15 protein-coding genes and 5 pseudogenes are annotated in these 23,864 nt (G+C 59.9%); 14 read left to right on the forward strand and 6 right to left on the reverse strand.

All coding sequences use genetic code 11. The features are described from left to right. The first annotated feature begins 20 nt into the window (after nucleotides 1-20). From ACH79_RS15550 to ACH79_RS15570, 5 genes and pseudogenes are all read left to right on the forward strand, one after another. Complete coding sequence (locus ACH79_RS15550; RefSeq protein ID WP_161851781.1) at nucleotides 21-599, forward strand: glycosyltransferase; 579 nt, start codon at nucleotides 21-23, stop codon at nucleotides 597-599. Nucleotides 600-789: 190 nt separating this feature from the next. Further along, complete coding sequence (locus ACH79_RS15555; RefSeq protein WP_246738295.1) at nucleotides 790-1,137, forward strand: transposase; 348 nt, start codon at nucleotides 790-792, stop codon at nucleotides 1,135-1,137. Continuing rightward, nucleotides 1,134-1,478 carry an IS66 family insertion sequence element accessory protein TnpB gene (gene tnpB, locus ACH79_RS15560; protein WP_071916490.1) on the forward strand — a complete coding sequence of 115 codons (345 nt, stop codon included), beginning with the start codon at nucleotides 1,134-1,136 and terminating at the stop codon, nucleotides 1,476-1,478. The genes ACH79_RS15555 and tnpB overlap by 4 nt, the downstream gene beginning before the upstream one ends. 74 nt (nucleotides 1,479-1,552) lie before the next feature. After that, nucleotides 1,553-3,145 carry an IS66 family transposase gene (locus ACH79_RS15565; RefSeq protein ID WP_161851783.1) on the forward strand — a complete coding sequence of 531 codons (1,593 nt, stop codon included), beginning with the start codon at nucleotides 1,553-1,555 and terminating at the stop codon, nucleotides 3,143-3,145. 22 nt (nucleotides 3,146-3,167) lie between these two features. Then, nucleotides 3,168-4,157, forward strand: a pseudogene (locus ACH79_RS15570) (IS5 family transposase); the annotation flags it as partial. Between the two features lie 47 nt (nucleotides 4,158-4,204). Here the strand turns inward: ACH79_RS15570 and ACH79_RS15575 are convergent. Then, entirely contained in the window at nucleotides 4,205-4,933 is a 729-nt protein-coding gene (locus ACH79_RS15575; protein ID WP_161851784.1) for a class I SAM-dependent methyltransferase, read from the reverse strand. Nucleotides 4,934-5,011: 78 nt separating this feature from the next. Between ACH79_RS15575 and ACH79_RS45105 the strand changes: the two are divergent. Continuing rightward, a pseudogene (locus tag ACH79_RS45105) lies at nucleotides 5,012-6,329 on the forward strand (BNR-4 repeat-containing protein). Nucleotides 6,330-6,413: 84 nt separating this feature from the next. On the opposite strand, the gene rfbB reads toward ACH79_RS45105, so the two are convergent. After that, on the reverse strand, nucleotides 6,414-7,481 hold the full coding sequence (gene rfbB, locus ACH79_RS15590) for a dTDP-glucose 4,6-dehydratase (protein ID WP_161851787.1): 1,068 nt from the start codon (nucleotides 7,479-7,481) through the stop codon (nucleotides 6,414-6,416). A 24-nt stretch (nucleotides 7,482-7,505) separates the two neighbouring features. Beyond that, nucleotides 7,506-8,384 (reverse strand): glucose-1-phosphate thymidylyltransferase RfbA, encoded by an 879-nt coding sequence (gene rfbA / locus ACH79_RS15595; protein ID WP_161851788.1) that lies wholly within the window; start codon nucleotides 8,382-8,384, stop codon nucleotides 7,506-7,508. A 131-nt stretch (nucleotides 8,385-8,515) separates the two neighbouring features. Here rfbA and rfbC point away from each other — a divergent pair, with 131 nt between their 5' ends. Continuing rightward, complete coding sequence (gene rfbC, locus ACH79_RS15600; RefSeq protein ID WP_161851789.1) at nucleotides 8,516-9,070, forward strand: dTDP-4-dehydrorhamnose 3,5-epimerase; 555 nt, start codon at nucleotides 8,516-8,518, stop codon at nucleotides 9,068-9,070. Further along, nucleotides 9,070-10,020, forward strand: coding sequence for a dTDP-4-dehydrorhamnose reductase (rfbD, locus tag ACH79_RS15605; protein ID WP_161851790.1), 951 nt, complete (start codon nucleotides 9,070-9,072; stop codon nucleotides 10,018-10,020). The genes rfbC and rfbD overlap by 1 nt, the downstream gene beginning before the upstream one ends. Before the next feature lie 59 nt (nucleotides 10,021-10,079). On the opposite strand, the gene ACH79_RS15610 is transcribed toward rfbD, so the two are convergent. Next, the gene (locus ACH79_RS15610; protein ID WP_161851791.1) at nucleotides 10,080-12,419 is read right to left on the reverse strand and encodes a glycosyltransferase; all 2,340 of its coding nucleotides are present in this window, start codon (nucleotides 12,417-12,419) and stop codon (nucleotides 10,080-10,082) included. A gap of 2 nt (nucleotides 12,420-12,421) precedes the next feature. Continuing rightward, on the reverse strand, nucleotides 12,422-14,449 hold the full coding sequence (locus ACH79_RS15615) for a glycosyltransferase (RefSeq protein WP_246738551.1): 2,028 nt from the start codon (nucleotides 14,447-14,449) through the stop codon (nucleotides 12,422-12,424). A gap of 30 nt (nucleotides 14,450-14,479) precedes the next feature. Here ACH79_RS15615 and ACH79_RS43950 point away from each other — a divergent pair, with 30 nt between their 5' ends. Continuing rightward, nucleotides 14,480-14,890, forward strand: coding sequence for a hypothetical protein (locus ACH79_RS43950; protein WP_246738552.1), 411 nt, complete (start codon nucleotides 14,480-14,482; stop codon nucleotides 14,888-14,890). On the opposite strand, the gene ACH79_RS15625 is transcribed toward ACH79_RS43950, so the two are convergent. Beyond that, a complete protein-coding gene (locus ACH79_RS15625) occupies nucleotides 14,868-15,770 on the reverse strand; it encodes a hypothetical protein (RefSeq protein ID WP_161851793.1) in 903 nt (300 codons plus the stop codon). The two genes, ACH79_RS43950 and ACH79_RS15625, sit on opposite strands and share 23 nt — an antisense overlap. Nucleotides 15,771-16,477: 707 nt before the next feature. Between ACH79_RS15625 and ACH79_RS15630 the strand changes: the two genes are divergently transcribed. The 5 genes and pseudogenes from ACH79_RS15630 to ACH79_RS15650 all read left to right on the forward strand — a co-directional run bounded on the left by ACH79_RS15630 (nucleotide 16,478) and on the right by ACH79_RS15650 (nucleotide 23,718). Next, nucleotides 16,478-17,767 (forward strand): glycosyltransferase, encoded by a 1,290-nt coding sequence (locus ACH79_RS15630; RefSeq protein WP_161851794.1) that lies wholly within the window; start codon nucleotides 16,478-16,480, stop codon nucleotides 17,765-17,767. A 412-nt stretch (nucleotides 17,768-18,179) separates the two neighbouring features. Beyond that, nucleotides 18,180-18,486, forward strand: a pseudogene (locus ACH79_RS15635) (transposase); the annotation flags it as partial. 946 nt (nucleotides 18,487-19,432) lie between these two features. Beyond that, nucleotides 19,433-20,340 (forward strand): annotated as a pseudogene (locus tag ACH79_RS15640) (peptidase domain-containing ABC transporter); the annotation flags it as partial. Beyond that, nucleotides 20,330-21,679 (forward strand): annotated as a pseudogene (locus ACH79_RS15645) (HlyD family type I secretion periplasmic adaptor subunit). The pseudogenes ACH79_RS15640 and ACH79_RS15645, both read left to right, overlap by 11 nt. After that, nucleotides 21,676-23,718 carry a tetratricopeptide repeat protein gene (locus tag ACH79_RS15650; RefSeq protein WP_371419408.1) on the forward strand — a complete coding sequence of 681 codons (2,043 nt, stop codon included), beginning with the start codon at nucleotides 21,676-21,678 and terminating at the stop codon, nucleotides 23,716-23,718. Before ACH79_RS15645 ends, ACH79_RS15650 begins: the two are co-directional and overlap by 4 nt. The last annotated feature ends 146 nt before the right edge of the window (nucleotides 23,719-23,864 follow it).

Raw genomic sequence — 23,864 nt, forward strand, 5'->3', positions numbered from 1 at the left:
CCTCAGCGCGTGGTCTCTGCATGAGGCTCACGATCGAGCGCTTTCAGTACTCTTGGCTAGAGCACACGATCATACCACTTGCTGCGCGCGGCGGTTACACGAAGGCGGTGAATGCAGGACTGCGTCAATCGAAAGCGGATGCGGTCGTTCTGCTCAACAGTGATACGATCGTTCCTCCTAGAGGCATTAGGAAGTTGCGCAGTGCTCTTTTCAGCTCGGATGCTCGCGGAATAGTTGGTCCACTCTCAAATGCTGCAAGTTATCAGTCCGTGCCTAGCGTTAAGGGAGCTGTCGGACAAACGGCCATCAATCCTTTACCCGAAGGCATGACTGTTCACGATTTGGATCAGCATCTTGAAGCGAGCTGGAATGGGATCTATCCGCTGACGCCCCTAGTCCACGGTTTTTGTCTGTGTATTCGACGAGCAGTGCTGGAGGCGATTGGCGTGAGAGTGCGTTTCCATTTGGATATGGAGAGGAGAACGATTTTTGTTTTCGTGCGGCGGATGCTGGCTTTGAACTGGCCATTGCCACGAACACGTACGTTTTCCATGCAAAGTCCAAGAGCTACTCCGATGCCGAACGAACCAAGTATATAAAGGCAGGCGCCGAGGCATTGTTCAAGAAGCACTCGAGAGGACGCGTAAAGTCTGCCGTGACGTTTATGGAGTAAGCGGCAAGGAAACCCCGTCTGGCGGAGTGGGTAAGCGATCGGCTATCGGCTGCTGAGTTTGTGAGCCGATGTGAGCTTCTATGTCTGCGCCTAGTTCTGGAACTAGAACCTTCCATATGATCGAAGCGGTCGCCGACCGTCTTGAGGGAGCGCCGCGGCAGCTTCGCCGACGCTGGTCGGACGAGTTCAAAGCGCAAGTTGTGACAGAGGCGCTGGAGCCTGGCGCGAGCGTCTCGGCGATCGCCCGCCGGATCGGCATTCACCCGTCGCAGCTGTTCGCCTGGCGCCGTGATGCTCGGGCCGAGCGGCATTATCGCTCGCGGCACTCGAGTTGCGAGGGTGTGGTGGCGTCTGTGGCAGGCACAGTGATTGAGATTGCCATTGGCGAGGTGGTCGTGCGTGCCGGCGTGGACGTCGACGAGGCGCACTTGCAGCGGGTGATCCGGGCGGTGCGTTCGGCATGATTCCCTCGGGTGTGAAGGTGTTCCTCGCCAGCCATCCAGTCGACTTCCGCAAGGGTATCGATGGCCTTGTTGCGCTTGTGCGCGATGCGGGCTCAGATCCGTTCGACGGTGCGCTTTATGTCTTCCGGGCCAAAAGAGCCGACAGAATAAAGATCGTATGGTGGGATGGGTCCGGCGTGTGCCTCTATTTAAAGCGTCTTGAAAAGGCGAAGTTCTGCTGGCCGCGGATCGGGCATCATCGGGTGCAGCTCAACCCGGCGCAGTTGATGGCACTGGTGGATGGGATGGACTGGAAGCGGGTCCGGACCGTGGCGGTCAAGCCGCCGGAGATTGTTGGGTAAAAGCGCTGCGGCGAAGTGAATCAGTGAGCTGAAAGGGCAAGAGAAACGGGGCAAAATGTGCTCTGGTCGGGCCAATGACGCCGCCCGATCTCAACCTCCCGAATGACGTAGAGATGTTGAAAGCCATGGTGCTTGCCATGGCCGAGAAGGCGGCCCGCGCCGATGCTCTGGAGAGCGAAGTCGCCGATCTCAGGGCGCGCAACGCCGATGCCGATGCGCGCATCGAGCGGCTGACGCAGATCCTGAAGGCCTTCGACCGCGCCCGGTTCGGCCGACGATCGGAAAAGCTCGGCTCTGTGAACGGCGACGATGAACAGCGGGCCTTTGTCTTCGAGGAGATCGAGACCGGCATCGCCGCGATCAAGGCCCAGGTCAGCAAGGGCCGTGAGCAAGCGGAAGGCAAGCGTGCACCGCGCCGGCGCAAGGGCTTTGCACCCCATCTGGAACGGATCGAAACCGTCATTGAGCCGGAAGAGCTGGCTAAGCATGCCGGCAAGCAGAAGGTGCTGATCGGCGAGGACGTGTCGGAGCGCCTGGATGTGGTGCCAGCGAAGTTCCGTGTGATCGTCACGCGCCGTCCCAAGTATGCCTTCAAGAACGCGGACGGCGTAATCCAGGCGCCGGCCCCGGCCCATATCATTGAAGGAGGCATTCCGACGGAAGCGCTTCTGGCCCAGATCGCCGTCTCCAAATATGCCGATGGCCAGCCGCTCTACCGGCAGGAGGCCATCTACGCCCGCGACAAGGTCGGGCTCGACCGCCAGCTGATGGCGCAATGGATGGGCAAGCTCGGCTTCGAGCTGGAGATCGTAGCCGACTACATCTTCAGCGAGGTCAAGAAGGCCGAACGGGTCTTTGCCGACGAAACCACCTTGCCGACACTCGCTCCGGGCTCCGGATCGGCGAAGACGGCCTACTTATGGGCCTATGCCAGAGATGACCGAACCTTTGGCCGCAGCGGTCCCCCGATGGTGGCTTATCGCTTCGAAGACAGCCGCTCCGGCGAATGCGCGGTCCGGCATCTCAATGGTTATCGCGGCATCCTGCAGGTGGATGGCTATGCCGCCTATAACAAGTTGGCGCGACCCGATCGCGGCAATGATGGCATCACCTTGGCTGGCTGCTGGTCACACAGCAGACGCAAGTTCTACGAGCTGCATGTTGCAGGAAGCTCGAGAGTGGCAACGACGACGGTCGAGCGGATGGCAAAGCTCTGGCAGGTCGAGAAGACCGTGCGCGGTCAAAGCCCCGACGCACGCGTTGCCGCGCGCCAGCAAGCCTCCGCAGCGGTCGTCGCAGATCTCTTCGACCTCTGGCAGCAGAGCTTGCGGCGGATCTCCGGCAAATCAAAACTGGCCGAGGCGATCCGCTATGCCGTCTCGCGCCGTGCCATCTTCGAGCGCTTCCTGACCGATGGTCGCATCGAGCTCGACTCCAACATCGTCGAACGCGCCATCAGGCCACAAACAATTACGAGAAAGAATAGCCTCTTCGCTGGCAGCGACGGCGGCGGGCGAACCTGGGCGACCATCGCAACGCTGCTGCAGACAGCGAAGATGAACAACGTCGATCCGTTCGCCTGGCTCACCCTCACGCTTCAGCGTATCGCCAACGGCTGGCCGAGCAGCGAAATCGACGCGCTTATGCCATGGAACCACGCCGCCTGACGGCCTCAGCTTGCCGCTTACCGAGGAACGGCTGGCGGCGCTGATCCAGGAAAGCCTGTCGGTTGCCGTCAAGACCGAGGCAGTCAAGCCGTCCGAACTGTCGCGGGTGATCGTCGACACCACGGTTCAGCCCAAGAACGTGACGTTCCCCACCGACGCGAAGCTTCTAAACCGGGCGCGCGAGAAGCTGGTGCGGCTGGCGCAGCGCCATGGGGTGATTTTGCGTCAGTCCTATGCGCGGGTGGGCAAGTTCGCCCTGATCGAGCACCAGCGCTATGCCCACGCCAAGCAGTTCAAGCGCGCCAACCGGAAGCTCAAGACGCTGCGGACCTATCTGGGCCGCGTGATCCGCGACATCGGCCGCAAGATCGAGGGTAACAGCGGGCTCGAGGCGGCGTTCGCAAAGCTGCTGGCGCTGGCGCGGCGCGTGCGCGAGCAGCAGCAGCGTCAACGTGGGCCGAAGGTTTATTCCCTGCACGCGCCGGAGGTCGAGTGCATCGGCAAGGGCAAGGCCCACCGGCCTTACGAGTTCGGCGTCAAAGTCTCCGTCGCCACCACGATCGGCCACGCCAGGGGCGGCCAACTCGTCACCCATGTGAAGGCACTGCCCGGCAATCCCTATGACGGTCACACGCTGGCCACCGTGATCCCGGACATGGAGGCGCTCATCGGCAACATCATCGCGCGCCTCCTCGCCGACAAGGGATATCGCGGCCACAACGCCCCACCCGATTACAAGTTCAGGGTCTTCATCTCCGGCCAGAAGCGAGGAGTGACACCAAGGATCAAACGCCAATTGCGCCGCAGGGCCGCTGTCGAGCCCGTCATCGGCCATCTCAAAGCCGAGCACCGCATGGGCCGCAATTATCTCTGGTTCCGTCGCGGCGATGCAGCCAACGCCGTCCTCGCCGCCGCCGGCTACAACTTCCGCCGCCTCATCCGCTGGCTCAGGCTTTTGCTGCACCTCTTCCTGACCGCACTCTTCTCCGGCGGTCGGCTTAATCCAGCGTGAAATCAATCTTCTTCACGGACGACTAGCGAGCCGCGGGTGCGGCTAAGTTAGGTCTTAGCTGCACCCACAATCTTGGTACGTAATCTCTTTGGGGGCGGATTGGTGCCCAATCGAAATATCATCATGCTGTCGAGTAGCTCGATTGAGACCAGCCTACGTCGCAAGTCGGATATTTCAGTCTGATGTTGATTGATCCATTTGGCATCGTCGAATGATTCGGACGTTCCGGCTGCAACGAACCATTCATGCAATGTATCGAGCTGCTGAATCAGAAAGTTCGACAGGTCGGCTTTGCTTGGAGGTGCCTGCCAATACGCGGCATGAGTATCCTCAATGGCGTAGGCGCATCTAGTTGATCGTATGAGTGCCTGAAACGATGCTATCTGGTCGGAGACGAGGTGACTTCCATCGTCGATAACGATGTCGAAGCCCCCAAATTGTGCCGAGAGGTCTGACAAGAACCGTTGATCGCCTTGGTCTCCGATCGCGACCTTTATATTCGCTTTTTCGTACGTCTTGCAGCGTGGATTCTTGTCGACACCTACAATAACGCTATCTGATGAAAAGTATTCACTCCAGAGGCGAAGAGAGCCACCGCGGTAGACGCCAATCTCAAGCAAGGTAACTTTTGGAGGAAGTCCGAGAAAGAGTTCAGAGTACTTGGTGATGTAATGTTCCCACTTATCGATGTCAGGGCGCGAATGCTCGTAGAATCGTTCCGCCAGTGTCGGCGATCGATTGGTAAAAGCGCGCGAAACAAGTCGACGTAGTCGCATCACAATCCATTCTGCAGCGTTGACTCTTTGAAGCGGTCGGCTACTTATACTGCCTTCCCTGTGGAGATCTATATACGAATGCTAGAGTTGCAACCAACTCTGTTGCGCTTCTGGAGGGCGACCCTTGTCTTCGCAGTGCTTTGCGTTCTCGGACTTGCATGGGCTACAGATGAGAAAAAGCCCGCGATTGTGCAGGTAGATGCTGTTTGGACCGGCACGAATTCACGATTTTCAAGTCTGACCGTGGGTGAGCGCGCGTTCATCGTATACTACAGCGCACAACGAAAATTCAGCGTTGCTTCCATAGATCTTGTCTCGGGAGCGGTGGAGCGTATTGAGCTTCCAGGTCGAACGCCTGGCTGGGACAGCCACGATGATACTAAGCTAGCTCTTGACGACCATGGAAGGCTGCATGCCATCTTTGTGAACCACGCTCAGCCTTTGAAATACTTTCATTCCGCGTCCCCGCTTTCGATCGCAGACTTGTCACCGGCGTCAATGACGGGAAGAAACGAGGGTCACGTGACCTATCCCTCTTTTCAGAGGCTTGGAAAACGTCTGTTTATGGTCTTTCGGAACGGGGTAAGTGGTAATGGGGCGTGGTACGCGAATGTACTCAATGGTAAGAACTGGAGTCGCCTTTCCGAAGCGCCTCTCTTCTCTGATAGGATGGAAGATGGGTCCGTGAGTGCATACCCGACGCCTTTCGTAGCAGGGCCGAACGGACGTGGCATCAAATTTCAGAGTCTGCTTTGTCAAGAGTAGCGATCTTGCTTCGTGGAAAAGAGCTAATGGTGATCCACTCTTCGGCACGATCAATCCAACGAATTGCGATGTCGTAGATGATGTGGGTGAGGGGCAAGGCCTAGTCAACAATGCCCAACTGAACGTAACCACGGACGGTACTCCGCTCATTGTCTACACAAAATTCGACGAACGCCGGAGAAATGGTATATATCTGGCGTATAAGAACGGAGGTTGGAGAACTGTAAAGCTGATTTCCTCCAGCACCTCAATCGATATTGTTGGGAGGGGATCGTTCCCTGGACTTCCAGCGTTCTCAGCGCCTACCATCGCAGGCGGAGTCGGCAAGGTTCACGTGAACTTTCCGAGTGAGGCAGCCGTTGACGTGAGCTTCAACGCAAGCGCTCTCGGTCTTGCCGATACCAAATCAAACGATGTTCCCAAGTTCACATTTCCCGCAATATCTACCGACGATCTCTACGAGCCAGTAGCGCTTTCGTCAGTTGCGGAGCCCTATCCTCCGCACAGGTACGACGTCGTTTTTCGCTGGGTCTCGCAAGGACCGCATTCAGACATTCCTCGATCTTGCACCGATTCTCAGCCGCACGGCTTGCATGCCGAGACCTGCACAGCTGTTGGCCTATATCTTTAAGCGTTAGACGATTTGGGCAAGCGCGGGAGGACTTGGCCTGCCAGTCTCGTCCGCTTCGCCGCACGCGGGAAGCCTGCCGGGCGGCTACTTGGTCAACCCCTGCCGGTTCGCCGCATACCGACGCTCCAGGATCGCCTGCCACCACGGCTTCTGCTCGATATACCAGCGCACCGTCTTCTCGATGCCGCTCTCGAAGTTCTCCACCGCGCTCCAGCCGAGATCGCGTTCGAGCTTGGAGGCGTCGATGGCGTAGCGGCGGTCGTGGCCGGGGCGGTCGGTGACAAAGGAGATCAGGCGGCGGCGCGGGCCGTCCGTGCTCGGGGCGATGTCGTCGAGCAGGTCGCAGATCGTCTCCACCACATGCAAATTGGTCCGCTCGTTGCGGCCGCCGATATTGTAGGTCTCGCCGACGGCTCCGTGCTCGAGCACGAGTGTGAGGGCCTTGGCGTGATCCTCGACATAGAGCCAATCGCGAACATTCTTTCCGTCGCCGTAGACGGGAAGCTGCTCTCCAGCCAGGCCCTTGATGATCATGTGCGGGATCAGCTTTTCAGGGAAGTGGTAGGGGCCGTAATTGTTCGAGCAGTTGGTCAGGAGCGTCGGCAGCTCGTAGGTCTCATGCCAGGCGCGCACCAAGTGGTTGGATGAAGCTTTGCTTGCGGAGTAGGGTGAATTGGGCGAGTAGGGCGTGGTTTCCGTGAAGAAGCCTTCCTCGCCGAGCGAGCCGAACACTTCATCCGTGGAAATGTGTTGGAAGCGGAACCGCGCCCGCTTGTCCGGAGATAGTGTCCTCCAGTAGCGAAGGGCCTCCTGGAGCAGTGTGAACGTCCCCACAATATTGGTCTGGATGAATTCGCCGGGGCCGTCGATCGAGCGGTCGACATGGCTCTCTGCGGCAAGATTCAACACAGCGTCGGGCTGATAGTGGTCGAACAGTCGGCGCAGCCCCGGCGCGTCGCAGATGCATTGCGCCTCGAAGGCGTAGTTGAGGTTTTCCGTCGCGCCGGGCAGGGAACCAAGATTCGCGGCGTAGGTGAGCTTGTCGAGGTTGACGACGCGTGCGTGGCTGTTGCGCAGTAGATGACGTAAGACCGCGGAGCCGATGAACCCGGCCCCGCCCGTCACGAAGATGGTCAATCCCTTCAAACGCATGATCAATCTACTCCGTGTGCCGAATCATGCTGCTCTGTGCGCGCGTGCGACAGATTGTAGATATTCGCCGTAGCTGCTCTTGGCGGTTTTCGCGGCCACTCGCTCGAACGCTTGAATCGTAATGTAGCCCTGCAGCAACGCGATTTCCTCTGGGCAGGCGATGCGTAGGCCTTGGCGTTGCTCGAGGATCTGGACGAAATGGCTGGCTTCGACCAGCGAGGAATGCGTACCGGTGTCGAGCCAGGCAAAGCCGCGACCGAGCACGTCCACGTAGAGATCGCCCCGATCCATATAGGCCTTGTTGACGTCGGTAATCTCGATCTCACCACGAGCCGACGGCTTGATGCGTGCGGCAATGTCGACCACGTCGTTGTCGTAGAAGTAGAGGCCGGTCACCGCGACGTTGGACTTCGGTTGTTTCGGCTTCTCCTCGATTGAAAGCGCGCGGCCGGCCTGATCGAGCTCGACCACGCCATATTGCTCGGGCGTGTTGACGACATAACCGAAGATGGTGGCGCCCTTATTGCGCAGAGACGCCTTCGTTAACATTCCCGGCAAGCTGTGTCCGTAAAAAATGTTATCGCCTAACACAAGGGCGACCGGATCGTCACCGATGAAATGCCGTCCGACGATGAACGCGTCGGCAAGTCCGCGCGGCGTCGCTTGCGTCGCGTAGGAGAAACGCAAGCCGATTTCGCTGCCATCGCCGAGCAGGCGCTCGAAAAGCGCCTTGTCCTGTGGCGTGGAGATGATCAAAATTTCTCTGATTCCGGCGAGCATTAGCGTGGAGAGCGGATAGTAGATCATGGGTTTGTCGAAGACCGGCAGAAGTTGCTTCGAGACGACGGTCGTCACGGGATAGAGGCGAGAGCCGGTGCCACCTGCGAGAATAATGCCTTTCATTGCGCCTCACAGCTGCTTATCATTTCACCCCACGATTGACTTATCATATCATAACATATAACATCAGAAGTACAAGTTGGCGACGGCACCGGAGCGCCGGTGCCGGTTCAGCAAATTCGCAGTGCCTCGAAATGAATGTGATCCGGACCGATCTTCCTGAAGTCCTTATCATTGAGCCCAAGTTCTTGGGTGACGACCGCGGCTTCTTCGTCGAGAGCTATCAGTTTCCCCGTTACGTCGAGCACGGCATCACGCGGCCCTTCGTGCAGGATAACATGTCCCGCTCGCGCTATGGCGTACTGCGTGGTCTGCATCTGCAAAATCCCCTCACACAGGGCAAATTGGTGGCCGTGCTGCGGGGCAAGGTCCTCGACGTCGCCGTCGACATACGTGTTGGGAGTCCGAATTTCGGACGTCACGTTGCCGTTGAATTGAGTGAGGAGAACCGGCGGCAATTGTGGATTCCGCGCGGCTTCGCGCACGGTTTCCTGGTGCTCTCGGACACCGCGGACTTTTTCTACAAATGCGATGATCTCTATAGCCCCGAGAACGAGGTCTCGATCCGCTGGAACGATCCTACGATCGGCATCAGCTGGGGCATCGAAAAGCCGTCGCTGTCGGCTAAGGATGCGGATGCGCCGCTGCTTGCTAACTCGCAAACTCTTCCAGTCTACGGGCAAATCTGATGCGGATATTGTTGACAGGCACCGACGGCCAGGTCGGAGGCGCCTTGCGACCGCTCCTGGTAGGGTTCGGTACGATCATTGCGCCTGCCATCACTGAGTTTGATCTGTCGAAGCCCGACAGGCTTGTCGGAGTGCTCGACACCTTCAAACCCGATCTCATCATCAACCCCGCCGCCTATACCGCCGTTGATCGCGCGGAAGACGAGCGCGAGCTCGCGTTCCGCATCAATGCTGAGGGCCCCGAGGCGATCGCCAAATGGGCCGCGAAACATCGCGTGCCGTTGGTGCATTTTTCCACCGACTATGTCTTCGACGGCTCCGGGGAGGCGCCGTGGCGGGAGGATAGTCCAACAGAGCCGCTTTCGGTCTATGGCGCGAGTAAGCTTGCCGGCGACAGGGCTATCCGCGCAGCCGGCGGACCGCATCTGATCGCGCGCACCTCCTGGGTATACGCTGCCAAGGGCACCAACTTCCTGCGCACCATCGCGCGGCTTGCGGCGGAGCGCAAAGAGCTGCGGATCGTTTCCGACCAGATCGGCGCGCCGACGACGGCGAGGACGATAGCCAGCGCCGTTGCCGATATAGTGCTGCCAAATCTGGCGAACCTGAACAACCTCTTTGCGCGAAAAGGCGGGGTGGTCAATCTCGTCTGCACGGGCGAGACCAGTTGGCATGGCTTTGCGAGCGCCATCGTCACCAATCTAAGGTCGCGCGGCCTGCCGGTCGAGGTGGAGAGAATCGTTCCAATCGCAACGGCCGACTTCCCGACCAAAGCGAAGCGGCCCGGCAATTCGCGGCTCGACGTGTCGCGCCTGAATAGACAATTCGGAGTGGTCACGCCAACCTGGCAGAAGGCCTTATCGCTCGAACTTGACGATTTCGTTGCCTTGCAGCAACAAGCAGCGCGTGTTGAAGCGGCGGGTCCGCTGCAGCAGCGAGCCAATTCGTGATTCAACGGCCGATCGAGAGAAGCGGCGCGCGGCGGCTTGAAGGACGATGAGGCGTCACCTCAAAACCCCAATGGCACATCGCGGGCCTGCGCCACATGTTTGTAGCGAGGGCGACGCGGCCCCGGCGGCCAAGCGAGGCCGCTGTAGGGAACCCCGTCGCGCGAGAGCTGCGGATTGTAGTTCGGGTCCTCGTTGAGCCACTCCCCCCAGCGCGCCCGAAGCAAATTGAGCTCGCGCTCGAACCGCCCGCGCCGGTCGGCGCGATCGTCGGCGCCGCGGCTCGCGGATTCGGCGTGAACCAGCTTCGAGTGCGGCGTGAAAACGATGCGCTTGCCCGCCTGGCGCAGCCGCAAGCAATAGTCGACGTCGTTGAAGGCGACCGCAAAGCGCGCTTCGTCCATCCCGCCAACGTCAAGATAGTCGCTGCGTCTCGTCGCAAGGCAGGCTGCAGTCACCGCGCTGCATTCGTGCGCCACTAGGAGCTGGTCGAGAAATCCGGGATCATCAACGAATCTATCGGTAAAGGCGTGCGTCGCCGCGAAATTCATTCCCAAGACGACACCACCATGCTGAACGACGCCGCCGGGCCAGGTCAGGAGCGCACCGACCGCGCCGACGTCAGGCTCGGCCAGCCGCCTGAGCATCTCTTCGAGCCAATCATCGCAGCTCGCTTCGATGTCATTGTTGAGGAGACAGAGCACGTCGGTGTCGAGCGTCGCCGCGGCTTGATTGTTCAGTCTTGCGAAGTTGAAGGGACCTTCGACTCGCAAGGTCCGCACGCCGCGTCTCGCCAGGTCCGCAAGGTAGGCGAGGGTGTCCGGGGCGGCACTGTCATTATCGACGACAAGAATATCTGCACGGCAGCGCTTGACAGCGGGCGCGATGCTGTCGAGGCAGGTCCGCAGCAGCGGGAGACGATCGCGGGTCGGGACGACCACGGTCACGCGCTGTGGTGCAATCGCTCGAGCAATTCGAACTGCAGGAAAGAGGTTGCCTTGTTGCGGGATCACGTCCGCGCGGACGCCGCGCGCCTCGAGATGCATCTGGCTCGCCGTGGCAAGCTGATAATTGGCGTTCGTTCGATCCAGCTTGGGAAGCGTTGCCAGCGTGCCCGGCAGGTGAAGAATATTGTCTTCACGCGGACCAGTGTGATCGAGCAGGCAGTTGAAGAGGCGGTAAAGATTGTCGGGACGGGTCTCGAGGCTGGCGAGAAGGGCGCTGCGTCGCACTGCGAACAGATGTGCACAATAGCCTTGCTCAAGCATTCTCTCGTAGTCGAATGCGGGAAAGGCCAGCGGCCAGAGCCGGCCGTCGGCAATAAAATCGAGGTCGCCGTACAGCGCGATTGCACCAGGATATGCGTCAAATGCGGCTGCAATGCGGGCCAAGGCATTCGGCTCGAGCACCACGCCTGCCATTGTGATGACGACGTGATGTGAATCAGACGCGGCACCATCCAGGAACTCCAGGAGAGCGTCGCTGTCGACGGAGAGTGGCTCCCCCTCCATCGCGCCGGCGGTCCAGTTCTCGTGGGTCTGAGCCTCCAGCGCGGCCAGCGTTTGCGCGGCTCCGGCGGCGCCAGCGATGACGACCGCGAGCGAAAGGGTGCTGTTCCGCGGCACCGGCAGCGGAAAGCGATCGCGCCAATTTACGTAGTCGACAAGCGGAAGCGAGGCGGGAATCAGTTGATCATACAGCTTGCCGCGCAGGCATTCTGCATCGTAGCCGCCGAGGGCGTCGATCATTCCGGCGAGACCGTCGGGAAAGGCAACAAAAACGGCCGTGGCCGGAATTTGCTCTCCGTCCTCCCTGCGCAACGAAACGCTGTGAACGCGTCCGTCGGCAAGGCGTTGCGGAACGTGAAAATCGAAGGAGCGAACGTTCCGGTGTGCGGCAGCTTCGCCGATGTGCGTCCAGGCCGTGGCGTGAATCTGTGCGACAGCTTTTCCGTCAACAATTGCCTCCAGGAAGAGAGCGGTTTCGCTATCGATCCAGCCCTGGAAGCGCAGCCCGCCGAGCCAGCACAGCTCACATCTTTGGTGCAGATCGATGAGGCTTGCGCGATCACTCTCCAGGTCGACAGGTTGACCGACGGGAGTGCCAATATTGGCGAGGCGTGCCTCGAGGGTACGCGCGGCGCGAAGCAGATCTGGCTCGATCGTGACTGCAAACCCGCAAGTCGCCTGGAGCCCTTGTTCAGCGAGCTCAGGAACGAAGAGATCGGCATAGATTGTCGTGAACACCAGACCATCGAGCAAGATCTCAACGGTAAAGCGGCGCCCCGGCGCGTGGCGCGAGTACACAAAGCCGGACAACGTGCCGTCGCGCGCGAGCTCGAGGCGGCCGGCGAGCTTTGATCTGATCAAAGGTTCGGGCTGGGGCGGGGAGGGCCGCGACATGCTCAGGACCACATGATCCAGTCGACCACGCGATCGACAAGCCCTGCCGCGTCCACATTGGCAGGAATGGCAAGGTCCCCTTTGCGGGGCGTCAGCGAGCCGCCGGACCAGTCGCGATATGCGACGGGCCTTGTCGCCTGTTTAGCTGCCTCGATGAGAGGATGGCCGAAGACGGGCTGCTCGAAATTGGTCAGGAGCCAGCCCGGATTATGAGGCGCCAGGACCTCACCCAGTTCGTCCGCCGCAACCACGCCCGTGACGAAAAGACTGGGCTGCGACATCAGGCGATCATCGCCGCAAGTGGTTCCGGCGACGACTATCGGCAGCGATGGGTCGCACCGCCACAGACGATCTGCCAATGTTTGTATCATGCGCAGGGATGCGGGCGATGGCGTGGAGGGAACGATGACAAGAGACCTGTCAGAGGCGGAGATCGGAGGCAGTGCCAGGGAGCATGTGGGCCAATCATGCAGGACGATCTTGCGGCTGGGCCACCGTGCCTCGGCATAAGCCCTGGCCGCTTTGCTGGGGACGAGAAGTGGAATCGTGTCAGCGGGCGGGGAAGCGATCTCGTCTACGCTCTCCGATATCAGCCAGCGGTCAATCGGAAGATTGAGGTTCCGGATCAGCTCGATGAGCCGTGGCGGCGGATTCGGCTCGAGGATCTCGACACGGGTTGGGGATAACCGTGTCAGGATGTCGCCGGCCTCGGCGAGACCTGTCTCTGTGTCGAGGCGCAGACGAGTGGCCTGCGGCAAACCTCCGTCGGCAGCCCTGAGATGAAGCACGTCGTGCTCCCGCAAGAGCAGGATCGGGTGCTCGCCATGCAGTCGGAGGTAGCATATCCGCGCGTCGGTGACCGCAGGGTAGGTCCGATCACTCGCGAGCACCAGCACCGATGGGTCCGCCGGCCACGGCAGCGCGCATTCGAGTGCGGCGCGCGCCGCCCGCAGCGGATCGGCGATCTCAAAAGCGCGGCACTCCTCCCGGTAAGTCGGAAACCGCTGGTCTAGGATACGCAGATTACGAAGCACGAGGCCTCGCTTCTCCTCCTGAAAGGACTTCGAGCCGTGATGTCCGACATAGATCGACGGCGCGCAAACATTGCGGAATCCGTTGGCGCGCGCGCGAAGGCAGAGATCGACGTCCTCGAGATAGCCGCGCTCAAAATTATCCGAAAGCTCGCCCACACTGTCGAGGCAAGCACGGGTTATATAGAGGCAAAATCCGATGCCGCTTGCGACATCGATCGCGCGCCCCGCGTTGGCGACGCTGGCGATGCGATCGATCGCGACAATCTCCTCGTAACCGAGCATCGGATTACCGTCGTTCGGCGTCGGAAAGGAGAAGACGTCGGCGTTATTCGAGAGCGGCGTGACCGTTCCGATGTTCGGCGCCGAATGTGCGACAACAGCCAATCGATCGGCGAAGTCCGGCGGGACAAGGGTGTCTGAGTTGAGCAGCACGACGTCGCCCGTCGGGATCTCCTTCAGGCCACGATTGATCGCACCGACGAAGCCGAGATTGACTGCGTTCACGAGGAGACGGATCTTGCCGCCAGCGGCAAGCTCGCTCAGATAACGCCGCAGCTCCAATTCCGGGCTGGCATCATCGATGGCGAGAACCTGAAAGGCGTCCTTGCGGGACCCCCGCGGGCACCTTGCCTTGTCGAGGCTCTCGAAGCATTCGATCGTGGCCTGTGCATCCCCATAGACGGGGACGATAATGGTGGGCAGGTCAGCGTTTGATCTGACCTTGGTGAAAAGGGGCGGAGCGGGTCGAAGGCTCATCGTCGAGGCAAGGTTGGGCGCCACGCGTCGAACCTGGATGATGTCTCCGCCGCATGTCAGCGTCACGATCTGAGCTGCATTGGACGGCGGCCGTCGAACCAGGAAGGTCGTTGCCTGCACATCTGCGCTCGCCAGAGGGTGGAATGGATTGGGCTCGAGAACGCTCGTCAGCATGCCGTCTTCGGTTGCAAGGCTCACTTCGACTGGAAGCGCCTTGGTCCAGGCGACCCAGCCCGTCACGTGATTGTCAAATACCGAGGTGGCGGCCCAATGCTGGCCCCCGGCAAGCCGCAGCTCCGCGATTGCAACTCGAAGAATGGCTGGATTGCCTTCGCGAGGTATCAGTTGAGCGGCTGCGACCTGTCGCCGATTGTCGGCAGCCCACGCCAGCATCCGGCGATTGGCGCTGACATCGGAAGGATCGACCATAAGCGCTTGCGCAAGGTCGGCCAGTGCAGCTTCCTCAAGTCCAAGGTTCCAGGCGGCTTCGGCGCGGAGGACGAAGCAATGAGCGGCCGGCGGGGGCGCAGTTCGGACGCGTCGATCTGCGTATTTGAGCGCCTTAGCGAAGTCCCGGGCAGTCAACGCCTCGGCCGCGAGGCGTTCAAGCGCGATATGCGCACGAGGCCCGACAAGCGAGGGGACTTTATTGAACACGTCAAGAACCATGCGGTGGTCTGACCTTGTCGATCGCGTTAGCGTCAGAATTCTCTCGGCTCGACCGGCTGCGGAAAACGCGGACTCGGCCAGAGCCGACAGGCTTTCGTGCCGGCTTTGCCGGTATCATGACGTTATCTGCGGCCGCTATCCGGTTGACACCGATGCGAATGCCGACCAGAGGCTCGCGGTTGGTCGGGCCGGACAGTACGACGCGTTTGCCGACGGCGCGCAAGGTCGGCGCGTTCAAGAACGTCGCCTCCGCGACGAACCCGAATCCTTCGTCGCTAATTTCCAGCACGACACCCGTGATCGCCAAGGCTCGTCCGCGGGTGCCCGCATAGGTCCCGAGCGAGACCATTTTGCCGCTGCCCCCCTGGCCGTTGGCGAATTCGACTGCATAGCGAATATCGAGACCCACAGGCTTCTCCGGCCAGTCAAGGGCAATCCCTTCGATGCGCGATGGGGCTGTTGGACCCGCAATCCATGTGTTGGATGCGACGACAACATCGCCGCGACCTGCAACGTGGCCGAGGACCTTGAGGCCCTCCACTGCAACATTTGCGTGCAAAGCCGCTCGCTCACCTGGCGCCGCGAGCGGCCTGCGGCCGGACTGAATCGGTTCGATACGAACCATGGCCCCGCGCGATCCGCCGGGTCGCATCGGTTCAACCTTAATCTGCAATGTGCCGGGCGCGTTGACCCGAACCATCAGACCGGAATTGGGCTCCCAAAGCGTCGGCTCGGTCGCATCGGGATGCATGATGAGCTCCATGCGTCCCTCATGCCCCTCCGTCGGTACAACCGTGACGTGGGGCGGAGAGGCAACATCGTCCGCGCTCTTGTAGCTCACGAAGAACAGTCCCCGATCAAGACTTACGACTTTCTGCTGTTCGCCCATCATTGCGCCCGACTCGCATCCGATAAACTAGGACCTTCTTTTGCTTGCCTGACAGCCGCCGGTGACTGCTCGAGAGGTGGAGGGCTACTCCACGAAGGGTTCGCTTTTTAGCGAACGCTTCTCAAGGGAGCCGTGGACGCCAATCGATGGGAAGAGATCGTCGCAAGTATTCAGTTTGTGTGCTGAGCAGCTCCGCCAATTGACGAAGCCCGTCATTCTCGTTTCTCAATAGCTCGATGACATCAGCGATGTCATTGATACCGACCAAGTCGCGACACCAGTCTTGCCACTCAGAGTCAAGGCGCGGTTGTTTGATCTTCATCAGAAGGCTCACTGCGTCTGAACTTCGATTGAAGCAACCTATCAGGACTCGAATGGCGAGAGCAAACCGAACGTGGGTTTCGTTAGTCATAATTGTTTCACTTTGGGATAGGAAACTGTCAGACGCATCGAAAGCTTTGACCGGAGAAGTAGTTCAACAGTTTAGCCATCGGGAACTTGCGGAGAACTGACACCATGGGGTCATGACGGATCGATTGACTCTGAATCGAATCTAATTCGCGCCCTTGCTCACGAAACGAGCAAAGACGAAAACCCCACCGTCTAAGTTCGTTTGAACTGGAAGGTGCGTGCTTCGCGGCCGACAACCATTGCTACAGGTATCTCCATGCTGGCACTCATTCACCATGCGACCACCCGGAGCTTCGTCGATGAAGATTCTATTCGTTCACAACAATTTCCCGGCTCAGTATCGCAACATAGCGGCTGCCTTGGCCAGGGAGCCTAGCTTCGAGGTCGTCGCCGTCGGTGCATCGACTGCAAGATCGATGCTATCCGTGAGATTGACTAGATACGCTCTTCCGGACGCGGACGTTTCAGGAACGCATCCGTTTGCACGACGCTTCGACGTCGAGTGCCGGCGCGCAGAGCAGGTGCTGTACACTCTTTCGAGCCTGGTGACGTCGGGGTTCGCGCCGGATATGATCCTCGCCCATCCCGGATGGGGCGAGACTCTGCCGTTGCGCACGATGTTTCCGAAGGCGCGATTGGTCGTCTATTGTGAATTTTTTTACGGGGCCGAGGGGCGCGACGTCGGATTTGATCCGGAATTTCCAATGCCCGGACTCGATGGTCACATGGGGCTCCAGTTGAAGAATGCGACGACCCTGCTCGCGCTCGAGGATTGCGAAGTGGGCATCTCGCCAACAAAGTGGCAGCAATCGACGTTTCCCACACGTTATCAGGACAAGATTAACGTGATTCATGAGGGCGTCGACACGGCGCGCATGCGGCCGAATTCACAGGCGCGCCTAGCGCTACCGAACGGACAGCACCTGCGCCCCTCCGACGAGGTCGTGACGTTTGTCGCGCGCAATCTGGAGCCGCTGAGGGGCTACCATATCTTTATGCGCGCGCTGCCCGAGACCTTGAAACGCCGGCCGAACGCGCAGATCATCATCATCGGCAGGGATGGCGTGTCCTACGGACTGCCGCCCCCGGCGGGCGAAACCTGGAAATCGAGGTTCCTTGACGAGGTGCGCGATCGCCTCGATTTGTCCCGTGTTCATTTCATGGGCGGCGTCTCGTATGAAATCCTTATTGCAGCCCTTCAGGTGTCATCGGCGCATGTCTATTTTACCTATCCCTTCGTGCTGTCCTGGTCGATGTTGGAGGCAATGAGTGCGGGGTGCCTCGTCATCGGTTCTGACACGGCACCGGTACGCGAAGTCATCACTTCCGGCGAAAACGGCTTACTCGTCCCATTCTTCGCGGTTGACGAGCTTGCCGGACGGATCGTTGAAGCGCTGGAGCAGCCAGCAAAATTCTCCCCCCTCCGCGATAGGGCCCGCCGCCACGTTATTTATCATTATGACGCCGAGCAGGTCTGCGTGCCGCGAATGCGCCGCCTTCTTGATTTAAGGGCAGATTCCGCGTCATCCCCGCGCGTTTTCTCGCCTACGCCGCCCGGTTTTCGGCGCGTCATAGGGACAGCGCTTTGAGGTCCACGAAGGCGCCCGCGGTGTGGACAGCGTCTGCCATACTTCCAGCTTGGAGTCGCGCTCGCGCTGCTTCAGTCGCCGAGACACGCTACGCCAGCATAAGCGTGACCTTGCCCCCATATGTGGAACGGGCCGCGTGGCAAGAGCTTTTTGAGTCGATTTCACACATTGGGACGGTGCGGTCATATGTCCGGCCTTTGCGCGCGGCACCTGGCCGCTGGCCTCGATGAGATCCGCGGAAGGAGGAGCTAAATCAAGTTTACGCGCTTGAGCGCATTGGGGGCAGTAGCTTCGCTCGTTTCGGGATGTCGTCCCATGGGTTCATCGGCTTGTTGTTGCACCTTGCCCTCTGCCGGCCTGCGCCGGTCAGATCGCTTTGGCGGTAACTGCGTCCATCAGACGGCGGCCGCGGTACGACGCGCAAAATCCCCGGCGCGTCTTCATCTCCGGCCAGAAGCGCGGCGTCTTCGGCCTCATCAAGCGCGAGCTGCGCCGCCGCTCCGCCATCGAGCCCATCATCGGACACATGAAGGCAGAGGGCCACCTTGGCCGCTGCCTTCTCAAAGGCCGCGCCCGGCGATGCCGCCAATGTCGTCCTCTCAGCAGTAGGCCACAACTTCCGCCGCATCCTCGCCTGGCTCAGAGAACTCTTGTGCCTGTTTTTGGGGCTGCTATGGCGATCGTTCGCCTGCCCAGCCCAGCTCAATACGGCTTCTTAACGACGACGAACTAAAACGGTTTCTCAAACGGTGTTTTTCTCTGCGGAGCCGCAAACAGCTCTCGATAATGTGACCACACCAAAGGCGGTCCCGGATTGGCTGGGCCGCTGACGACCTTCCTCCAGCATTCTCTGAAACGTCGCGCCGCCGTTCACAAAGCTGAGTGCTCCACTTGTTGAGCGATGCTAGCTAAAAAGCCGCCTAGCTTTGCTCAATTTGACTGGCGATCGGCCGTCTGGCGCAGCCGGAATCCTAGATCGACTGCGGTTGGACGATCCCTCAATAGATTTGCGCGCGCGAACTTAGTGCTCCGCTTCAACAAATCTCATGTGACGCGCGGGCGACATATTTCGGCGGCTGCAGCCTCATGGCCGGTTGGTGAGACGATAGTCTGTTTCGAACGGGTTTGTTTTGTTTCAAACAGGGCAGACAGACTGAGGTCTGTGCCACGCCCAGGCCTGTTATCTATTTCCAAACGCGCTGATTTTCGCGCGCAAACGCCCGCTGGCCTTGTCCGGTTTCTGACAGTAGTACAGCGCGTTCAAAACACCGGCTGTCGTCTGCCCCGTGCGAACTGTTTTCAAGGGTAATCCGCCGCTTAACGAGGCGGACGCCGTTGGCACGGCGGTTGCTATTAGGATGCAGCAACACGGCTGACGGCCCGCAGACCCGCGATGCTCTCACTCTCTCTGAGTTGCAGAACTTTGCCGCTGACCAGCGTGTCAGCTCATCCACGGAGCTTGGTAGGAGGTATCATGGCTATCAACCGGACAGGACTATTCGCAGGCAGGAACCGGCGCGCAATCGCTCGTTGGCGGGGCAGGTAATGACTTCCTTATAGATGTGACCTCGGGACGCGGCACGCAGGTCCGGGGCCTGCATTGCGCAAGCGCTTGGCATGAATGTTGGCAGACAAGACCGGCTCCTGACGTCGCGATCGGCAAGTGAGATGGCGCAGCTTATCAACCAATATGATGAAGCGCGCACCGCTGTCACGATGGTCGGTAATCTCGTCAACGAACCAGCGGAAGAAGGGCGTTCCGGACACGGCGTCCGCTCGCCGCTTGAAGGCAGGGTGGAGTTTTCCGACGTCACTTTCAAATATAAGGGCGCGGTCTCCCCAGCGCTGAACAACATCTCCTTCGAGGTGCCCAGGGGAACGACGCTTGGCGTGATGGGCAAGAGCGGCTCGGGCAAGACTACGATCACGCGACTATTGCCCTGGCTGCATTCCGAATATGACGGATTAATCAAGATCGATGGTATCGATGTTCGCGAGTACGACATCGATCATCTCCGGCGCAACGTCGGTGTCGTGCTCCAGGAGAATTTCCTGTTCAGCGGCACGATCCGCGAGAACATCGCCGCGGCCAAGCCGGATGCGACGTTTGACGATACTGTAAGGTCCGCAAGACTGGCCGGTGCGGAAGAGTTCATTGACAAATTGCCGCGCGGCTACGAAACCTACGTTTACGAAGGTTCGCCGAACCTCTCGGGAGGCCAGCGGCAGCGGCTCGCGATAGCGCGCGCCCTGATTGTTGATCCGCCGATTCTGATTCTCGACGAGGCGACGAGCGCACTCGACGCCGACAGCGAGGCGATCGTGAACGCCAACATCTCGCGGATTGCCCATGGCCGCACTCTGATCATCATCTCGCACCGGCTGTCGTCGCTAACGAGGGCGGGCGCCATTCTCGTACTCGATCGGGGCGCGGTCAACGACATCGGGCGGCACGAGGAGTTATTGGAGCGCAACGATATCTACAGTTCGCTGTGGTATCAACAGAACACGCATTTGGAGCCTGGGCGCGCAGCGAAAAGCCGAACCTCCGGAGTCCGACCCTTGTCTCCTAATCAAGCGCCGCTTGCGACCATTCGCCAATTCCAGTCCGAAACTGACGCTATCCGGGAGGAGGCCGAGCCTCTGATCGCGCGGGCCACACTGTTTGTACTTTCTGCGTTTCTGGTTGCGATCGTCGTCATCCTCTCCCGGACGCGGGTCGATCGCGTCATTACCAGCGTGAGCGGCAAGATCGTGCCGGTCGGTCAGATCAGGGTTCTCCAGGCGCTGGATCCGTCGATCATCAACACGATCGATGTGCGCGAGGGCGAGCAGGTGCAGCCGGGCCAGCTGCTAGCTACCCTCGACGCCACCTTCGCATTGGCCGATCTGACGCAGGTGAATTGCAGATCGCAAGTCTCGAGATACAAGTGGCGCGGGGCGAAGCCGAACTTAATGGGCAGCTTCCCGTCTTTGCCAGCAAGTCGGATGCGGATTACCAGAAGTACGCTGCCCTGCAGAAGGCGCTCTACGACCAACGGATGGCACAATATACTGCCCAGCTCAACAGTTTCGACTCCAAGAAGAAGCAGACGCGGGCGACGATCGAAAAGCTTCGAGGCGACGATGCCAGGTATCGGCAGCGGGACGAGATTTTGCACAATGATCGAGACCATCCGCACGACGCTCGCCGAGCATGGCACGGGGTCTCAGCTCAACATGTTTATCTCACAAGACGCACGGCTAGAATTGCTGCGAACACTCGAGAACACGCATAACAGCCTGATCGAAGCGCAAAATACGTTGGGAGCGCTGATCGCCGATCCGGACGCTTTTAAGCAACAATGGTTTGCCGCTCTGAGCCAGGATCTGGTTGCAACGCGGAACAAGCTCGACGACGCGCGATCCGCCTACGAGAGGGCGCTCAAGCACCAGGATCTCATCCGCCTGACGGCGGCTGAATCCGCGGTCGTGTTGAGCATGGCAAAGCTTTCGGTCGGTTCGGTCCTCAAGCCGAGCGATCCCTTCATCACGCTGATGCCGGTCGACACCAAACTGGAGGCGGAGATCAAGATCGTTTCGCGCGATATCGGTTTCATCCGGCCCGGAGACCTCTGCACGATGAAGATAGAGGCCTTCAATGCCGCGGAGCACGGCACGGCTGAGGGCAAAGTTCGCTGGATCAGCGAGGGCGCGTTCACGACTGACGAAGATGGAAAGCCCCTCGACTACGCTTACTATAAGGCGCGTTGCTCAGTGGACTCGACCAATTTCAAGGATGTGCCGAACATTTTTCGCCTGATTCCCGGCATGACACTTGCCGGAGACGTCAACGTCGGCAGCCGATCGGTCGGAATGTTTCTGCTTGGCGGGATGTTCAAAGGTATTCGGGAGGCCATGCGTGAGCCATGAGGCTGTCCGCCCGATCGCTCTTGCAGCGGCTTCGATCTGCTTTTGCGTCCACCCGCGCAAGCCCGCTTGAGCGTGGGATGGCTGCATACGAGCGCGGTCGGTATCTTGAGGCGCTCAAGCTCTGCAAGGTGGCATCGCAGGCCGGCGACCCCGAAGCCAGCTTTCAGATCGGGATGCTTTATGCAAAGGGCCAAGGGGTTGCCGGAAGTATTCCTGACGCCGTGGTGTGGTACGAACATGCGGCGCAGCTCGGGCACACCGAGGCGCAATTTCAAGTCGGGCTGATCTTTCTGTACGGAGCCAACGCCATGCCCGGTCCGAACAGGCCGGAGACGTGGCGTCAGTCGTCGACCGTTCGGCTGGGCGACAAGGCATCGAACGTTCACGACCTGGTGTTCCCACATGGGACGAGCGTCGCGAGGGATGTCGATGCAGCTTTTCGCTGGATCTCGGCTGCGGCAGAAGCCGGTAAGGCCGAGGCGCAGACCATCCTTGGCAATATGTACAGCGAAGGGCAGGGCTGCGCTAGGGACTACGCTGCAGCGCTCAGGTGGTACCAAGCCGCGGCCGACCAGAAGTTTGCTCCGGGCGAGTTCGCACTCGGCGATGTCTATTACCAAGGGCGTGGCGCGCCCGTCGATTTCGATCGGGCCGCTGTCTGGTATCGCAAGGCCGCCGATCAGGAACACTTGAGGGCGAAGGTCGCGCTCGCGTTTATGAAGCTGAAGGGCACCAGCACGGGCGAGGATCATGCCGAAGCTGCACGGCTCTTCCAAAGCGCTGCGGCGCACGACGATCCGATCGCGCTTTACAATATCGGTCTGTTGCGCTGGAACGGCGACGGCATCGCCAAAGATCTCGATCGGGCCGAGACTGCGCTGCGCAAGGCGGCGCGCAAGGACTACCTGCCGGCGATCCAGGCGCTGGCGGAGTTTTACTCCCACGGTGCAGGTGCCGAGCCCGATCTGCGGGAAGCGGCCATTTGGTACGAGAAGGCGGCCGAGTGCGGCGACGTGCAGGCGCAGTTCTTCACCGGCCGTTTCTACGCCACGGGCACAGGGGTTGCGCCCAACATCCGCCACGCCGCAAAATGGTTCCAGCGTGCGGCCGAAAAAGGCCATGCCACGGCCGCATTCAATATTGCCATCTTCTATCTCAACGGCTCGGGGGTCGAGCGCAATGTGCAGGCGGCGATCAAATGGTTTGAGCGTGCGTCCGAAGGCGGCATCAGCGCCGCGCAGGTGCAACTCGGCCGGCTCTATTCCGTGGGGAACGGCGTGCAGCGCGATCAGAAGCTCGCAGCAGAATGGTTGAGCAAGGCCGCCATCAGCGGCGATCCTGACGCCAAGACCGCCTATGCTCTTTTCTTGCTTAACCAGGATAGTTCTGTGGAGCGCCTCGCAAGCGTGGGCTCCCTGTTAACAGAAGCGGCCGAAGGTGGCCATGCACCGGCCGCGTTTCACCTCGGTGCACTGCAAATGGGTAAGTTCGGCGGGATTGCCGATGTTCGAAGCGCTATCCCATGGTTCACGCGCGCGGCCAACGCCGGCCATGTCGAAGCCCAGTACACGCTAGCGCTTCTCTATTCCGATCCGAAACACGCCGTGAGAGATGCGAAGACCTCGGCGTCCTGGATGGCAAAAGCGGCGCGCGCGGGCAATCCGGCCGCGCAGTTTCAGCTTGCCGTGATGTACTGCACCGGCACGGGAGTCCCTCAAGATCTGGCCAAGGGCGTAAGCTGGTACGAGGCCGCGGCGGAGCAGGGACACAGCGTCGCACAGTACAACCTGGCCGTGATGCTCGGGAAAGGGCAGGCTTGTGAAGCCGATTCGAAGAAGGCGCTGGAATGGCTACAAAGAGCGGCCGGGCAAGGGATGCCGGAAGCACAGGTCGCACTGGGCGACGCGCTTATATCCGGCAACGGCATCGCGCAAGACAGAGACGGTGCCGTGCAATGGTATCAGCAAGCAGCGCGGCAAAGCAATGAGACTGCGGCTCGGCGTTTGCAATCGATCGGTGCGACACCTATCGACACCTGATAGTTGTCTTGCGAGCATCTGGATGCGGAGAACCGCGATGCGCTTTTTGGAGCAGAAAGATGCAAAAAAAGCAAGCAACACCTATAGTTCGCACAAACGACGTCGGCCTTTATATTGAAGACAGCAGATTGCACTACCTTAGAGTT

The sequence above is a fragment of the Bradyrhizobium sp. CCBAU 051011 genome, from assembly GCF_009930815.1.
In the GTDB taxonomy this organism is placed as follows: Bacteria; Pseudomonadota; Alphaproteobacteria; order Rhizobiales; family Xanthobacteraceae; genus Bradyrhizobium.

What these genes read in the sequence shown, in the direction of transcription:
- ACH79_RS15550 (WP_161851781.1), top strand. Translation starts at nt 21, where the DNA reads ATGAGGCTCACGATCGAGCGCTTTCAGTACTCTTGGCTAGAGCACACG.
- ACH79_RS15555 (WP_246738295.1), top strand. Translation starts at nt 790, where the DNA reads ATGATCGAAGCGGTCGCCGACCGTCTTGAGGGAGCGCCGCGGCAGCTT.
- tnpB (WP_071916490.1), top strand. Translation starts at nt 1,134, where the DNA reads ATGATTCCCTCGGGTGTGAAGGTGTTCCTCGCCAGCCATCCAGTCGAC.
- ACH79_RS15565 (WP_161851783.1), top strand. Translation starts at nt 1,553, where the DNA reads ATGACGCCGCCCGATCTCAACCTCCCGAATGACGTAGAGATGTTGAAA.
- ACH79_RS15575 (WP_161851784.1), bottom strand. Translation starts at nt 4,933, where the DNA reads ATGCGACTACGTCGACTTGTTTCGCGCGCTTTTACCAATCGATCGCCG.
- rfbB (WP_161851787.1), bottom strand. Translation starts at nt 7,481, where the DNA reads ATGCGTTTGAAGGGATTGACCATCTTCGTGACGGGCGGGGCCGGGTTC.
- rfbA (WP_161851788.1), bottom strand. Translation starts at nt 8,384, where the DNA reads ATGAAAGGCATTATTCTCGCAGGTGGCACCGGCTCTCGCCTCTATCCC.
- rfbC (WP_161851789.1), top strand. Translation starts at nt 8,516, where the DNA reads ATGAATGTGATCCGGACCGATCTTCCTGAAGTCCTTATCATTGAGCCC.
- rfbD (WP_161851790.1), top strand. Translation starts at nt 9,070, where the DNA reads ATGCGGATATTGTTGACAGGCACCGACGGCCAGGTCGGAGGCGCCTTG.
- ACH79_RS15610 (WP_161851791.1), bottom strand. Translation starts at nt 12,419, where the DNA reads ATGTCGCGGCCCTCCCCGCCCCAGCCCGAACCTTTGATCAGATCAAAG.
- ACH79_RS43950 (WP_246738552.1), top strand. Translation starts at nt 14,480, where the DNA reads ATGCTGGCCCCCGGCAAGCCGCAGCTCCGCGATTGCAACTCGAAGAAT.
- ACH79_RS15625 (WP_161851793.1), bottom strand. Translation starts at nt 15,770, where the DNA reads ATGATGGGCGAACAGCAGAAAGTCGTAAGTCTTGATCGGGGACTGTTC.
- ACH79_RS15630 (WP_161851794.1), top strand. Translation starts at nt 16,478, where the DNA reads ATGAAGATTCTATTCGTTCACAACAATTTCCCGGCTCAGTATCGCAAC.
- ACH79_RS15650 (WP_371419408.1), top strand. Translation starts at nt 21,676, where the DNA reads ATGAGGCTGTCCGCCCGATCGCTCTTGCAGCGGCTTCGATCTGCTTTT.